At 37.4% G+C, this 15,005-nt stretch carries 15 protein-coding genes; 14 read left to right on the forward strand and 1 reads right to left on the reverse strand.

Going from position 1 to position 15,005, the window contains the following annotated elements; all coding sequences use genetic code 11:
- The first annotated feature begins 38 nt into the window (after positions 1-38).
- The 7 genes from DWX65_RS00270 (at position 39) to DWX65_RS00300 (ending at position 8,078) form a co-directional block, all read left to right on the forward strand.
- Entirely contained in the window at positions 39-2,363 is a 2,325-nt protein-coding gene (locus DWX65_RS00270; RefSeq protein ID WP_118172536.1) for a hypothetical protein, read from the forward strand.
- Positions 2,364-2,391: 28 nt separating this feature from the next.
- Entirely contained in the window at positions 2,392-4,809 is a 2,418-nt protein-coding gene (locus DWX65_RS00275) for a glycoside hydrolase family 3 C-terminal domain-containing protein (protein ID WP_118172537.1), read from the forward strand.
- A 19-nt stretch (positions 4,810-4,828) separates the two neighbouring features.
- Entirely contained in the window at positions 4,829-6,274 is a 1,446-nt protein-coding gene (locus DWX65_RS00280) for an MFS transporter (RefSeq protein ID WP_118087480.1), read from the forward strand.
- A 54-nt stretch (positions 6,275-6,328) separates the two neighbouring features.
- Complete coding sequence (locus DWX65_RS00285; protein WP_118172538.1) at positions 6,329-6,712, forward strand: hypothetical protein; 384 nt, start codon at positions 6,329-6,331, stop codon at positions 6,710-6,712.
- Positions 6,690-7,208, forward strand: coding sequence for an O-acetyl-ADP-ribose deacetylase (locus DWX65_RS00290; RefSeq protein WP_330414714.1), 519 nt, complete (start codon positions 6,690-6,692; stop codon positions 7,206-7,208). Before DWX65_RS00285 ends, DWX65_RS00290 begins: the two co-directional genes overlap by 23 nt.
- Positions 7,209-7,600: 392 nt before the next feature.
- Complete coding sequence (locus DWX65_RS00295) at positions 7,601-7,837, forward strand: helix-turn-helix domain-containing protein (protein WP_158552122.1); 237 nt, start codon at positions 7,601-7,603, stop codon at positions 7,835-7,837.
- A gap of 1 nt (position 7,838) precedes the next feature.
- On the forward strand, positions 7,839-8,078 hold the full coding sequence (locus DWX65_RS00300; RefSeq protein ID WP_117698976.1) for a DNA-binding protein: 240 nt from the start codon (positions 7,839-7,841) through the stop codon (positions 8,076-8,078).
- A gap of 285 nt (positions 8,079-8,363) precedes the next feature.
- Here the strand turns inward: DWX65_RS00300 and DWX65_RS00305 are convergent, their stop codons facing one another.
- The gene (locus DWX65_RS00305) at positions 8,364-8,603 is read right to left on the reverse strand and encodes a helix-turn-helix domain-containing protein (RefSeq protein WP_022242261.1); all 240 of its coding nucleotides are present in this window, start codon (positions 8,601-8,603) and stop codon (positions 8,364-8,366) included.
- A gap of 119 nt (positions 8,604-8,722) precedes the next feature.
- Between DWX65_RS00305 and DWX65_RS00310 the strand changes: the two genes are divergently transcribed.
- The 7 genes from DWX65_RS00310 (at position 8,723) to DWX65_RS00340 (ending at position 14,888) form a co-directional block, all read left to right on the forward strand.
- Positions 8,723-9,916 (forward strand): SPFH domain-containing protein, encoded by a 1,194-nt coding sequence (locus DWX65_RS00310; RefSeq protein WP_118172539.1) that lies wholly within the window; start codon positions 8,723-8,725, stop codon positions 9,914-9,916.
- Entirely contained in the window at positions 9,916-10,494 is a 579-nt protein-coding gene (locus tag DWX65_RS00315; protein ID WP_022242263.1) for a hypothetical protein, read from the forward strand. Before DWX65_RS00310 ends, DWX65_RS00315 begins: the two co-directional genes overlap by 1 nt.
- A gap of 3 nt (positions 10,495-10,497) precedes the next feature.
- A complete protein-coding gene (locus tag DWX65_RS00320) occupies positions 10,498-11,610 on the forward strand; it encodes a hypothetical protein (RefSeq protein WP_118172540.1) in 1,113 nt (370 codons plus the stop codon).
- Positions 11,611-11,629: 19 nt separating this feature from the next.
- Complete coding sequence (locus DWX65_RS00325) at positions 11,630-12,604, forward strand: ribosomal protein L7/L12 (RefSeq protein ID WP_158564671.1); 975 nt, start codon at positions 11,630-11,632, stop codon at positions 12,602-12,604.
- Between the two features lie 346 nt (positions 12,605-12,950).
- Positions 12,951-13,910: a hypothetical protein gene (locus DWX65_RS00330; protein WP_118172542.1), complete on the forward strand. Its 960-nt coding sequence runs from the start codon at positions 12,951-12,953 to the stop codon at positions 13,908-13,910.
- Positions 13,911-14,223: 313 nt separating this feature from the next.
- Entirely contained in the window at positions 14,224-14,448 is a 225-nt protein-coding gene (locus DWX65_RS15265) for a hypothetical protein (RefSeq protein ID WP_242997776.1), read from the forward strand.
- Positions 14,449-14,519: 71 nt separating this feature from the next.
- The gene (locus DWX65_RS00340; RefSeq protein WP_117946995.1) at positions 14,520-14,888 is read left to right on the forward strand and encodes an Hpt domain-containing protein; all 369 of its coding nucleotides are present in this window, start codon (positions 14,520-14,522) and stop codon (positions 14,886-14,888) included.
- Positions 14,889-15,005: the final 117 nt, after the last annotated feature.

Genomic DNA, 15,005 nt, shown 5'->3' on the forward strand with positions numbered 1-15,005 from the left:
AATGCAATTAAGAGATTAAGAGAGAGGAGATAGATGCTATGAAACGAAAAGAAGTAATTTTTTTACTGGCAATGCTGTTAGTTGGAACTTCTGTTGGTGGTTTTGCATATCCAAGTAATTGTTATGCAGCAACAGCAGAGACAGAAAGTTCTTCGGAACAAAGTATTTATTCACTGGCCAATCATTATTTTAAAATCAAGTCTATCAGTAATGGGAAATACTTGCTTGGAAATAAAGCAGGATATGAAGCTCAGGCAGATACAGCCGATAGTGGAATGACATTCTACTTTAAAGCATCTGACTTGGGAGAATATATTCTTTTTGATCAGGATAGCAAGTATCTCACATATAACATTTTTAATGCAATTGTCCGAAATAAGACATTGTCAGATAAGACGCGATTTAAAGTAGAGCAGTATGAAGATAATTCCTTTTCTTTTTATTCTTATGTTAAAAAGAAATATGTTGGAATTAAGGGAACTTCACTGGTTTGGAAAGACAATGTGGATGATACATGCCGGTTTGAACTGGAACTTACAGAAGGAAATAACCCGTTTCCGGAAGCAGATATAAATATTGATTTTTATGACGGGGATGGGAATCCAATAACGACATCGAACGTGATGGCGAGACCGTCAAGTGGTGAAAACATTATCGGAACAGCAGATACTCATGCACATTTGTGTCATAACAAAGGATCAGGAGAAGTTGTATTTAATGGAGATGCATTTAGTCCCCTGGGAATTGCAGATGCACTCAATGATTGTACGGATCTGCATGGAGTAAATGGAGCGTATGATATTTGGGGAAAAGCAGTAGATGGTGCAACGACACATAATACATCGGGATATCCAAATTTTAGTTACTGGCCTACAAGTTATTCTACAAACCACGAACAGACATACTATAAATGGCTGGAGCGTTCCTATCTGGCGGGGCAAAGAGTGCTGGTACATCAGTGCTTAAATAATGAAATATTAGGAAAAGTTACCAATGTACTTCCGCCTTATAAAAATGGCGTAACAAATGATATGGACGCAATCCGACAGGAAATAGAGTATGTATATAAAATGCAGGATTATATAGATGCACAGTGTGGTGGACCGAATGAAGGATGGTTTAGAATTGTAACATCATCCGAACAGGCAAGAGATGTGATCAGTCAGGGCAAAATGGCTGTATTCTTAGGAATTGAAGTAGACACAATTTTTGGTGCAGATACGGATTTTGTTGGAAAATATAATGCTGGAGAAATCACAGAAGAAGAAATGAACACAGGTCTGGAAAATATAGAAAAGCAATTGGATGAAGTATATGATCTGGGAATAAGAAGTTTTTATATGATACATGCATTGAATAACGGTTTCGGTGGATGTCAGTTATATCAGGGGGAAATATTCAGTATTATGAATTACCTGAAAACATCAGATTTTTATCAACCAGAGGTAAGCACCAATCCAAGAGTATTCTACAAACAGCCGAAAGCAGATCTTCCAGAAGATGCACAGGGACATGCCAATGTTGAGGGACTTACAGAGACTGGAAAATGGATGATTCATCAGATGATAAACAGACACATGATTATAGAACTTGATCACATGAGTGACAAGTCCTTAAATGATACCTTGGATATCTTATGGGAAGAAAAATATCCGGGAATTATATGTTCTCATACAAGAATTTTGGATATGTTTAATCCAGAAGATGAGGCATGGGAACAATTGGATATTCCACGTATGATAAAAATATATCAGCTTGGTGGAATTATATCACCTATGATGTGGGAAACAACAACAGGACATCAGAGATGTGCAACGGATTATCTGGAATATATGATAGAACTGAGTAATAATTCAGAAACACCGACTACAGGAATATTGGATAATCAAAATTACTTTAAATATGACGGACCATACGAAGTGCCGACTACATGGTATAACATGAACGATGATGAGTCAGATGACATGATTCTTGGAATACCGTATGGAAGCGATGTTAATGGTGCATGCATGTTACCGAACTTTGATAAAGTACAAGAAAGTTTCGATACAGTTGATTATGACACTTTTACAGATTTATATCCGGGAATTTATGCGGATGGAGTAACAGCAAAGGTTAATAAACAAACTACAGGAAATGTCACATTTGATGTTAACGGTGATCGTGGTGTTGCACATTATGGTTTAGTACCAGATTTCTGGAAAAAGATGTCAACCAATAGCAATATTGTGGATATTAATGCAACATTTAATTCTGCTGAAGCGTATATCAGAATGATAGAACGTGCAGAAAAATACTCAGATACATATCCAAGCAGAGATGAATCACAATGGATAACAACTTCGACAGAATATTGGCATTAGATGTGGACTTTGAAAGAGGGGATAAGCCATGAACATTGATAAAATATGTGAACAGTTAACAATAGATGAAAAAATCCGGCTTTTAGGCGGTGTTGGTGACTGGCATACTTATGACTGTAATGGGAAAATCCCCTCTATTATGATGACAGACGGACCACATGGGATTCGAAAACTGGAACAGGAAAAGGTTGGGGATATTGAAACCAGTAAGCCTGCAACCTGTTTTCCAACTGCAAGTGCAATAGCCTGCAGTTGGAATCCTGCTATTGTTAAAAAGATGGGTGAAGCGATTGCGAAAGAAGCAAAAAAAGAGCAGATATCCATTGTGCTAGGCTGCGGAATCAATATCAAGCGTTCTCCTTTATGCGGAAGAAATTTTGAATATTTCAGTGAAGATCCGTATTTGACAGGAAAGCTGGCAACGGGATATATCGAAGGTGTACAGAGCCTTGGAATAGGTACGAGTTTAAAGCATTATGCTGTTAATTCACAGGAAACAAGACGAATGACATCCAATAGCCAGATTGATGAAAGAACTCTTAGGGAAATATATCTGTCGGCTTTTGAAGAAGTTGTGAAAAAAGCAAAACCGACTTCTGTAATGGCTTCATACAACAGGATTAATGGCGAATTTGGAGCAAGAAATAAATACTTACTGACAGATGTTCTGAGAAAAGAATGGAAATATCAAGGTGGTGTGGTGTCGGATTGGGGAGCAGCAAATGATATTGTAAGCTGTATGAAAAATGGTCTGACACTGGAAATGCCAGATCCGAAAGGCTTCCACACAGATGTGTTAAAAGAAGCGTATAAGGATGGCCGGATTACGGCTCAGGAACTGGATAACTGGACTAAGAATGTTCTGCAGAATTTTGTATCACTTCATAAAAATATAGAAGAAAATTATGAGGTAGATATGGAAGAACAGAATCAGGTGGCACGTAAACTGGAAAATGAAAGTGCAGTACTTTTGAAAAATAATAGTGTTTTGCCAATTGGAAAAGAGAAGAAGGTAATCATTATTGGAGAGCTTGCCAGGCAGATGCGGTTTCAGGGAGGTGGGAGCAGTCATATCCAGCCGACGAAGATGACAAATGCGATTGAAGCAATACGTGAAAAAGGATATCAGGTAACTTATATACAGGGATATCAGAATGAAACGGAGGAATTAGGAGAAAAGCAACTACAGGATACGATAGAAAAACTGAAACAGGAATATAGAAAAAAGGATTGTGTGATTCTATATTTTATCGGTCTTACAGAATCTTATGAAGGAGAAGGATACGACAGGAAAAATCTTAAAATCCCTCAAAATCAGGAAGAGCTGTTGGCTGAAATTGCAGAAACTGTCGGAAAAAATCATATTGCAGCAATTAGTTTCGGTGGTGCGCCTATGGATTTTAGTTTTGAAAAGAATGTAGGAGCAATTCTTCACATGTACCTCGGAGGACAGGCTGTAGGGGAATCTGTTGCTGACTTAATCAGTGGAGAGGTGAATCCATCCGGTAAATTGGCAGAGACAATTCCGTTTTCAGAAAAAGATACTCCGGCATGGAGATATTTTGCACCTCCGAATGATGATGTAGAATACAGGGAAAGCATTTTTGTAGGTTATCGTTACTATGAGACATTCCATGTTCCGGTAAAATATCCGTTTGGTTATGGACTTTCCTATACTTCTTTTTCCTATTCGGAATTGAATGTACCGGAAGTATATAGTGGTGGAAAGATACAAATTCGTTTTAAAATTAAAAATATCGGAAAAGTGAGTGGAGCAGAAATAGCACAGTTATATATCTGCCCGATTGAATCAGATGTTATCAGAAGCCATATAGAACTAAAGGGATTTCAAAAAATATATCTGCATCCGGGAGAAGAAAAAGAAGTTATACTAGAGCTGGATGAAAGAAGTTTTTCCGTCTATGATGTAGAGAAAAAAGCCTTTTCCATGTTAAGCGGCAAATATCAGATCTGTATCGGAGCATCGGTACATGATTTGCAATTAAAGGCGAATATGGAAGTAGTAGGAAATAGTTATTTTAGAAATGAAAGAGAACTGTTTCCGGATTATTTTAGAGAGCAGCCACATGGAATGGAAATCAGTGCAGAACAATTTTATCAGCTATTAGGCGGTGAACCGAAACATGACAAAGAAAAAAAGCGTGGAGAGTATACGGTTTACGATTCCTATCAGGATGTGGTAAATGTCTCAATGTTTGGAAAAATTGTTCGTGGAGTCGTACATATTGGACTTAAGATTATACTTCGGGGAAAATCAGAGCGGGACCCGGCCTTTAAAATGGTAAAAATGGGAGTCGAAGAAGGAAATCTGGAAGGACTGATTGCAACCAGTGGTGGAATTGCAACTCCGAAGTTAATCGATATGTTAGTTTACAATGCAAATAAAAAATATCTGCAGGCTTTAAAAAGACTGCTGAAGAAATAGAGAGAGGGGGAAGTCGTATATGGAAAACAATAAATTGGATAAACGCACAAAATGGAGCTATTGTATAGGAGCAACCGGAAGAGATATGGCGTATGCACTTGTCTCTATGTTTCTTCTTACATATATTCAATATACGATGAAACTGACAGTTGCCCAATATGCAGTAATATCAGCAATTATGGTAGTGTGTCTGCTGTGGGATGCCATTAATGATCCAATGATGGGAATTATTATTGAAAATTCGCATTTGAAAGCCGGAAAATTTAAACCTTGGATTTTTATAGGAGTAATTTTAAACAGCCTGATAATTATCTGCTTGTTTACAGTAAGGCCGGAAGGATGGGGATTTGTTGCATTTTTTGGAGTGGGATATCTTTTATGGGGAATGACTTACACAATGAATGATATTGCCTATTGGGGAATGCTGCCGAGTCTTACATCAGATCCGGGAGAACGGAACTGGCTGGTAACCGTACAGGGAATTTTTATCTGTATCGGACAGTTTTCTGTTGCAGGTCTGCTCCCTGATATGGTAGCTGGAAATGCGATTATGGCATATCGGACGGCTGCGATTGTGATTGCTTTTTGTTTTATTGGTTTCCAGCTACTTACAGTGTTTGGAGTAAAAGAGAGAAAACGACCGGAAAAGAAGAGAACACTGTCATTAAAAGATATGTTTCATATATTCCTGAGAAATGATCAGTTGATAGTGATTGGAATTGCATGTTTATTATTCCAAATCGGAAATGGTCTTCTGATTATGATTGGAATGAATTTCTTTTATTTTGAATTTGGATATTCTGTAGGTGGCAGTCTTGTATTTTGGTTTACAATTATGTATGGATTAGGAACGCTGATATCAGAGGCATCTTTTGCGTGGCTTTCCTCAAAATTCACACGAAATCAGATTATAACTGCAGCTACCAGCATTACAGTCATTGGGTATATGCTTTTTATGAGTGTAGGCTACATTGTACCAAAAAGTGTTGTTTTACTGAATATCATCGGTTTTCTAATCTTCTTTTCGCAGGGGGCATTCAATATGACGATGATTGTCATGTTAAATAATACCATAGAGTATGATGAAGTCCGGTTTCATGAACGACATGACAGTATTATCTCAGCAGTAAGATCTTTTGCAACAAAGCTGGCAAGTGCAGTTGATCAGGCGGTTGTTGCGTTAATACTGATTATAAGCAATATTTATGCAATCAGTCAGAAAATATCCGGATTAGAAATAAAAGCTGGTACAGGAGAACTTACTTCGGAAAATGTAATTGTACAGGCAGATAAATTTATTCAGACAGCAGATGCCGGACAAAGATTTATATTGCGTCTTGGAATTGTAGCTGTTCCGGTAATTTCTATAGGAGCTGCTTATATACTGATTAAACGGAAATATATTATTGACGAACGTAAGTATGAAGAACTGGTAGCGGAAATAAAAAGCACAAATAAAAAATGATTCAATTAGTTGTGATGACCTTATAATTGATGAGTTTAGAAAAAAGTGATATGAATGACAATTGATGATTTTATATATGAAAATAGTATTGTACGTGATAATGTTTCTGAATATACAGCAGATCATATAGATAGGGTGATAGAATCTGTTTGTAATAATTATGGATTAACTATAAAAATGATTTCTACAAATTATGTTTTTCCACGTATTATAAAAGCGAGTGAAGAAAAGGCTTTGATTTGGGATCAAACATATTGGGAATTGTTCAGTCTGTATTTAGCGTATTTCACAGATTTAAATGCTATTCAAAAGAAGATAATTGTGTATGATGAGAGTTCTGTACAGCCGAAAATATTGATTCCATTTGCATATTATTTAGCATTAATTGTTGAAGATAAAGGAGAAGAAAATATACTTGATCAAGACGATAAAAGGTGATATTACGAAAATAACAGATGTGCAGGCAATCGTGAATGCAGCAAACAGCTCTCTTCTTGGAGGAGGCGGAGTAGATGGTGCTATTCACGGAGCCGCAGGACCGGAACTTCTGGTGGAGTGCAGGACACTTCATGGATGTGATACGGGAGAGGCTAAAATCACTAAGGCATATAATCTGCCATGTGATGATGTTATACATACTGTCGGACCGATATGGAATGGTGGAAGAAATAGAGAAGAGGAACTTCTTGCTAACTGCTATTTTAATTCTATGAAGTTAGCAATGGATAATGGAATAAGGTCTATTGCATTTCCTTCCATATCAACGGGAGCATATGGTTTTCCGGTTGAGTTGGCAGCAAAGATTGCAGTACATACAGTAAACAGGTTCTTGCAAGATAATCCGGACAGCTTCGATTTGGTGGAATGGGTGCTGTTTGATACTCAGACTGAATCGGTGTATGAAGCCGAGGTTGATAAATTATACGACAAATAATTATAGCAGACTTTATATATGACAGATATTTGAGACACATACACCATTAAAAATAGAATATAAGGATGCGTAAGGAACGATAAAATGAATTCATGCGGGAAAGGCATGGATTCTTTTTTTTGCTTCGAACGGAAGTCCTATCTGTAAAAAATATTTAAGTATATTAGAAGCAGATGCAAATGTCGTGTTAACACGACAAAATTGTCGCGTAAACACGGTCGGTAATTCATCCATGACAATATACAATAAACATGTGCTTGAGAGAGCACGTCACGAGAGTGAAGGCGCCGGAGCTCTCCAATACGAAATCGTAAAGGAGATAATTTATTATGAGTAAGAGAAAAATATCACATGCAGAGGAGTATGGATGTTAATTGATGGAGGTGGCAGAAGTGAGCAGAACTAAATTTGATCCATATGTGATTGGAAATAATATAAGAGATTTACGTGAAAAAAGAAAAATGACACAGATGAAGGCGGCTGAGGAAATGGATATGAGTTTATGTCATTATGCACGAATTGAGGAAGGCTCAAAGGGAATGAGTATTCAGATGCTTTTTAGATTTATTAATTTTTACAAAACTGATGCAAATACGATTTTAGGAACATATTTAGGAGGGATGGTGTAAAATGGATAAAAAGGATTTAAAAGACGAAAAGCTTTTGTACAATGTGCGTGAGACGGCAGCGGTATTAGAGGTGAATGGGCATCTGGTATATGAGTTGATTAACAGAAAACTATTATCTGCACTTCGATTAGGTAGTCTAAAGGTTCGTAAATCAACATTGATAGATTTTGTTGAGAGATATGAAGGAATGGATTTGTCTGATTTGGACAACATAAAAGAATTGCAACAGAATATGAATTAGTGACATTAAGGTCAGTCTTGGAATCACCATGGTGTGGAAAGACTGACCTTGTTTTATTAGTATATTTCATAAGCGTTAGTATTGTAAAAAAAGATGGTGATGATATAATAAAAACGTGTTAGATACTTGATGTTATGTGTAGTGTGATTATGTCAGAATCAGGCAAAGTCAACGACAGGACAACATTGTAGAAAATAACATATTTCAAAAAATAATATTGGTAGCTCCCCTTTTATATGACAAAACAACAACAGGCAACTAAACCATTCACCGTTTAGCTGCCTATTATTGTTTAAAGAATTCATTAAAATCACAATTAAAAATCTTGGTCAATCCAATCAGCATATCTACCGTTGGGTTATTATAACCATTTTCCACCTTGCTGAATATGCCGGTAGTTACATTGATGCCATCACATTGGAGCTTCGCAATGACTTCGGTGGCTTTCAAACCCTGTTCTTTCCGCAGTCTTCGGATGTTAGAACCTACCAGTGGATGCAGGTGTTGATTAATTCTTTCTGACATAGGTATCACCTCGTTGAGAAAATAATATCCAAAATGGAAGAAAAAAAGTATCCAAAATGGAAGTTTTGTAGTATAATCGAGAAAGGAGTTTATATAAATTTACGGAAGGAGAAAGTTTGATGGCTATTCAGGAAGTGATCAAATATGAAGGGGATAATTCAACTCTTATTTATAAGCATCCCGCAGAAGACTTTAATACGCTGTCACAATTGATTGTGCATGAGTCGCAGGAGGCAGTATTTTTCAGTGACGGACAGGCACTGGATTCTTTTAAAGCAGGTCGTTATACCTTAGAAACGAAAAACATTCCACTTATTTCCAAAATAAGAAATCTGGTTTCGGGCGGAGTAAGTCCGTTCCATGTGGAGGTTTATTTTATTAACCTTGCGACCATGATGGATATCGCATGGGGAACACCAAGTCAGGTGACAGTTCGTGATCCGAATTACGGCTATAGTTACAGTGCCGGTGCCAGTGGTTCTTTCGGACTGAAAATAGAGGATGGAAGAAAGCTTCTGATTAATCTGGTTGGTACCGAAAAAGCAATGACCACCAAAGATATTCAGAAATTTTTTAAAGACCTTTTAGTTACAAGAGTAAAAAATTGCATTGCAGTAGAACTCAGCAAATATAGCTACAATGTTTTCAACCAGCATTTGAATGAAATTTCCGAGAACGTTGCCGGTCAGGTGGAAAGCGACCTTGAAGGCTATGGCATCCGGATTTTAAATTTCTTTGTGTCTGCAGTTACCATTAAGCCGGACGATTTGGAAGAACTTAAAAAATTAGATAACAGCATGGCACAGAAGCGGTTTGAAGCAATGGGAAATCGTGATGCTACCGTAATTGAAGCAGAAGGACTTGCCAAAGCGAGAGAACTGCAGGGATATACCTGGCAACAGGAGCAGCAGTTTGATGTAAGCAGAACATTTGCACAGAATGAAGGCTTTGCAGCGAATCCGGCGAATATGATGGCACAGATTCCACTGGCGTTTTCCATGGGTGACATGATGAAAAACAATATGGATGCAGCAGTTCAGGCACAGCCGGTAACAGCAGCGCAGACAGGGACAGCAGCAATGCAGCCAGATATTGCAGCAACACAGTCGCAGCCAGCAGTACAGCCGCAGGCGCAAGGTGGAAATATTACCTGTGTCAAGTGTGGAACGAGTCTGTCGAAGGATGCTAAATTCTGTTTCCAGTGTGGTGAAAAAGTGGTGATTCCACAGAAGATTTTCTGCGCAAACTGTGGAAATGAAATGCCGCCGGAAGCTAATTTCTGTACGAAATGCGGAACGAGGAGGGAGAAATAATGTTCAAGTACATATTTTGCCTGATTGCAATATTGATGCAGCCAATTTTTGCATTTCTGGTATTTCATAAACAGGAAAAACAAAAGGCAGCATTAAAGATGCCGCTTGTATATCTGAGCGGAGTCTATCTTGTAATTCAGATTTTTGTTTTCTTTAAGGTCTGCCTGAAAATTCCGAAGGATTATCAGGTGTATTCCTATTTGTTACAGAGTGCGATTTTAGCAGTTTTCATTATCATTGAGATTGCTATGGCAGCAAGTAATAAATATATTACAAAGGTTCAGACACAGGAACAGAGTTCCATCGAAGTGTTTAAAGGACTTATTCAGCAGCTTGAAATTTGCAGAGTGCAGATTACAGATGAGGTCAACCGCAAAGAAATTGACAAAGTGCTGGAAAAGATGCGATACAGTGATCCGGTCAGTTCACCTGCAGTGGCAACAGAAAATGAGGCAATCAGACAGTTGATATTGCAGCTTTCTTCAACAACAGATGAAGCCGCTTTTGCGGAAATCTGCGGAGCAATCATGAAGCAGCTTGAAATCAGAAAAATAAAAAATACAAAGGAGCAGGGCTAGAAAATGGAAGAAATAAAATGTCCCAGTTGTGGCAGTGGTGCAGTAAGAAAAATTACAGAGGAAAAGTATGAATGCATGGCATGTGATAATCTTTTCCTGGTACATAATTTATCAAAAGAGTTTCAGAAAACAGATGAACATATTGAAAATATTCATCAGGATTTGAAGAAAACAATTGAAAATATCAATCTGACTGCTGCTGTTGCTGGAGGAAGTGGAAGAGATGGTCTGGATAACCGTTATAAAAATGCCATGACATTACTAAATCAGGGAAACATTTCGGCGGCAAAAGCAGAATTTACAGGAATCCGTAATGATTTTATGTGGAGCTGTAAGGGCTATTATGGACTGATTTTATGTGAAAAAAAGAAGAAACATATAAATTGGGGGGAGATAGGAGATTATATTCAGCAAATATATCGCTGTGAGGATGTTACTCCAGAGATTCTTCAGGAGATGGAAGGTATTTTAAATGACGGCAGACAGATCGCTTTAGCAAGTCTTGGAAAGTCATTGAATGAGCGGAATGCACAGCAGAATGAGATTAGTTCTAAAATACAACAGGTAACTGAAATGTCTAAATTGCAGGAAAACACACTGACACGGAAAAAGGAAGAGTTTGCAGAGCGTTGGAGCCAGACTTCCCCTGTCCGCAAGGCAATTTCTTTTGCAATCGGTATTATCTGTGCGTTAGTACTGGTATGGTGTGCTGTTTCCCTGTTCCGCTGGATTATTGATGTGAGACATTTATTTGCCAATGCAATGAATTATGGATTTTTTGCAGGAATTTTACGCATTTTATGGAGCTGTGTCCGGACAATTCTCCGTGTTGCAGTGTCTGTTGGTGTAATTATTCTGGGTATTTTGATTTACTTTGTTATTCTTGGGTTCATTACGGCAAATCCACAGAAAGATGATGCACAGCTTAATATTGATAAAATGGATGAACAGATTCAGAAATTACAGGAAAGACATGAGATTTTACAGCGTCGCTTTGATGAGGAACAAATGAATATACAGAATATCAATCGTATCGGAAGCAGATTAGAACAACTGCAGCAGATAAAACCGGAAGAAATTATTCCTTTATTAATTGAAGCCGGAAAATACTACTAGTAGAAAAGGAGAAATGAAAATGGGATTCATGAAATCATTATTTGGAAATAAGGGAGTACAGCAGGAGATACCGGAATATAGAATTGTAATTACAGATGTTGGTCCTAACCCGGTACAGATTATATCAATTATTCAAAAATATCTGCAGTCAGATTATACGGAGTTAAGCAATTTAATTAATGGCAATATTTTAGATGAACAGTCAACCGTGTGTACATTAGAGTCTTTAGAATTATTACAGCAGATGCAACAGGAATTGGATGAGGCAGGTGCACTTACTTATATTCAAAAGAATTGGCAAGATGAAGATGATGCAGAAATGAATACATCTATTGCAATTTTTTCATTAGGAGATCAGGGAGAAAAAGTAATCGAAGCATATCATCAGATACTTGGATTAGATAGAAAAGATTTGGAATTAAAACTTTTAAATGATTTGTCAGAAAATAATGGATTTCAAATTTCAGCCAGAAATGAAAGAGTAGAAGAGTTAATAAAAGTTTTGGATAATCTTGGAGCAGATTATGAAATGGATATGAATGAAAATGATTCAGATGTGGATGAAGATGATATGTATGTAGAAATGGACACAGAAGCAGCATTGATTATTACATCTACAGGAGACAAGAAGGTTCAGCTGATTAAATTGATTCGAGAATATACAGGATCAGATCTTAGGGAAGCAAAAGAATGTATTGATGAAATTGAAGCTGGAAATGGTTTCTTTATAAAAGGTTCTTTGGAAGTATTAGAAGAAATGAAACAGGAACTTGATGCAATTGGTGCAACAAGTAAAATGAAGTATAGAGATAAACAGGAACAAGGTGGTTGTTATTGCAATAATTGTGGTGCCGAACTTGCATCCGGCACAAAATTCTGTCCGAAATGCGGTGCCAAAGTAGAGGAAGCTTGGAAAATGTTCTGTTCACAGTGTGGAAATGAAATTATGCCCGGAGCAAAATTCTGTACCAAGTGCGGAGCAAGATGCATGTAACAGATACAAAAATAGAAGTTGAAAGAAATTGAGATGGAAAACATCTGCTTATCCGATTAAGGGAGGGCAGATGCTTTCTTTTTTACTGACATTTTCATTTCATCATGTTATAATGCAATCAAAGCTTGATATTTCTATATACATTTCAATGGCACATAGCCTGTCAGAAGTATACCGGTATTCTATCATTTCGCCGGGGTCACCACATAACCTGATATGATAACAGGAATTTTCAAAGCTTTTATTTCACATTAAATGAAGCGGAGAGAATTCTTTCAGACAAAGGTTGTTGCGGTTAAGTGACATTGCAAAAGTATACTCTCCAAGACAAAAGAAAGGAGAAGAAATGTCAGGAAAAGCAGAAAAATTACAATGGCATCCGGCGTTTTGTGCAGCAACAGAACTGGAACTGCGACAAGATCTGGATGTACTGGAATTAATTCCGGAGTATAATTTAAGTAAGAAACCACTTCAGATTGATCTTGTGATTATTAAAAAGATGGATTGGAAGCGGACGTTACAAAATGAAATTGGTCATATTATGAGGGGACACAATATTTTAGAGTATAAGGGACCGGGAGATGAATTGACGATAGATTCCTTCTTTAAGGTAATTGGATACGCCAGCTTATATAAGGCGCAGGGGATAGCAGTCAATAAAATTCCAGCATCTGAGGTGACCGTATCCTTTTTTCGGAATGCTTATCCGAAGGCACTTTTTCAGGAACTGAAAAAAGAAGGATATATCCTGAAAAAAATGTATCCTGGAATTTATTATGTAAGAGGAAAAGTTCCGTTTCCAGTACAAGTTGTAGTAACAAGTCAGTTGGAAAGAAAAGCTCATTGCAGCCTGCGGGTATTGACTACACAGGTAGAGATGCAGGATGCAGAACTATTTTTGGAACAGATACATTATTTGGAAAGTAAGAATGAACGGAGCAATATTGATTCGGTACTTCAAGTAAGTGTAAATGCAAATAAGCAGGTATATAGTCTGTTAAGGAGGCAAAATGAGATGTGTGAAGCATTGCGTGAATTAATGAAAGATGAAATTGAAAAAGAACTGGAAAATAAATTACAGCAGGGACGAAAACAAGGTCTGGAACAGGGTTTGGAAGAAGGCTTGGAGCAGGGCGAAAAACTGCAACTAATTCGTCAGGTAATCAAGAAACTGCAAAAAGGCAACTCCGTAGAAGAAACATCTGATATGCTGGAAGAAGAGCCGGAAAATATCAGGAAGATATATGAAATTGCAGCAACTATGGCGCCGGATTATGACGTAGAAAAAATATATCAAAAACTGTAGAAATTCAAATGGAAATATACCCAAGTAAGGCCCTGAGAAAAATTGTAGGGAAACACTTGACAAACATATTTCTATAAGATATAGTATAAAAGTACTAGCTATTAAGCTAATATAATTTTTCATAACTCATGCCTCTCGGGCTCTTCGGAGTTCGGGAGGTACTCCCCGAAAATATAGTCAGGATTTTATCCTGGCTTTTTTTATTTTGCAGGAAATTGCTTTCCTGCAAAATGTGTTTTCTATAGTTCCAAAATGCTTGTAAGAAGCTAGTTATGGTATGCCTGGCAGGTTATGCAACAAGGAGGATGTTTTTATGAAGTTACTCTATGCAGAAGACGAAGAAAGCATGGCAGAAGCTGTTACAGATATTCTTGTATTTCATAAGTACCAGGTTGATACGGTATATGATGGAGAAGAGACATTGGAATATGCAAGAAAAGAAATAACCTGGACGCTTATTATGCTCTCGGAAGGACAACAAAGTGTAAAGCAACAGAATGAACTGCCGGTGCAGCCGGATGGAAACACCAGACAATAAGGAAGAATTGCTTGAAAAAGAAAAAACGGTGGTGTACTATAATGCTATGAGAAAATCAACAGAAAGGGAATATGAGTATGGATTTAGAGCAATGCTACAAGGAACTGGAGGGAGATTATGCAGAGGTCATGCGCAGACTCCGGAAGGAAGAGCTGGTACACCGTTTTTTGATAAAATTCTTAGAAAGCGATGAAGTACAGAGGATTGATGAAGCTTTACAGGAAAGGGATTATGAGAAAGCCTTTGATCTGGTACATACCTTAAAGGGAGAGACCATGACGCTCGGGTTGGGACGGCTGAGCAAATCAAGCATAATTCTGTGCGAACAGCTCCGCTATAAAATATATGGAGAAGAGATGCTGCAGCAATTTAGGGAAGTCAGAATGGATTATCAGAAGACAATTGATATTATCCGGAAATACAGGGATTCACAGCCGTAATTTATGCAGGCACCCCGCCAGATTGCAAAATGTGTTTCTTGTAGTTTTCTGTTATTGTTATTAATGATATAACCATAGGTTATTGTACAAAAAAATATTATTACTTTAAGCCATTTT

It is taken from the genome of Roseburia sp. AF20-18LB, assembly GCF_003461185.1.
GTDB lineage: Bacteria > Bacillota > Clostridia > Lachnospirales > Lachnospiraceae > Roseburia_C > Roseburia_C amylophila.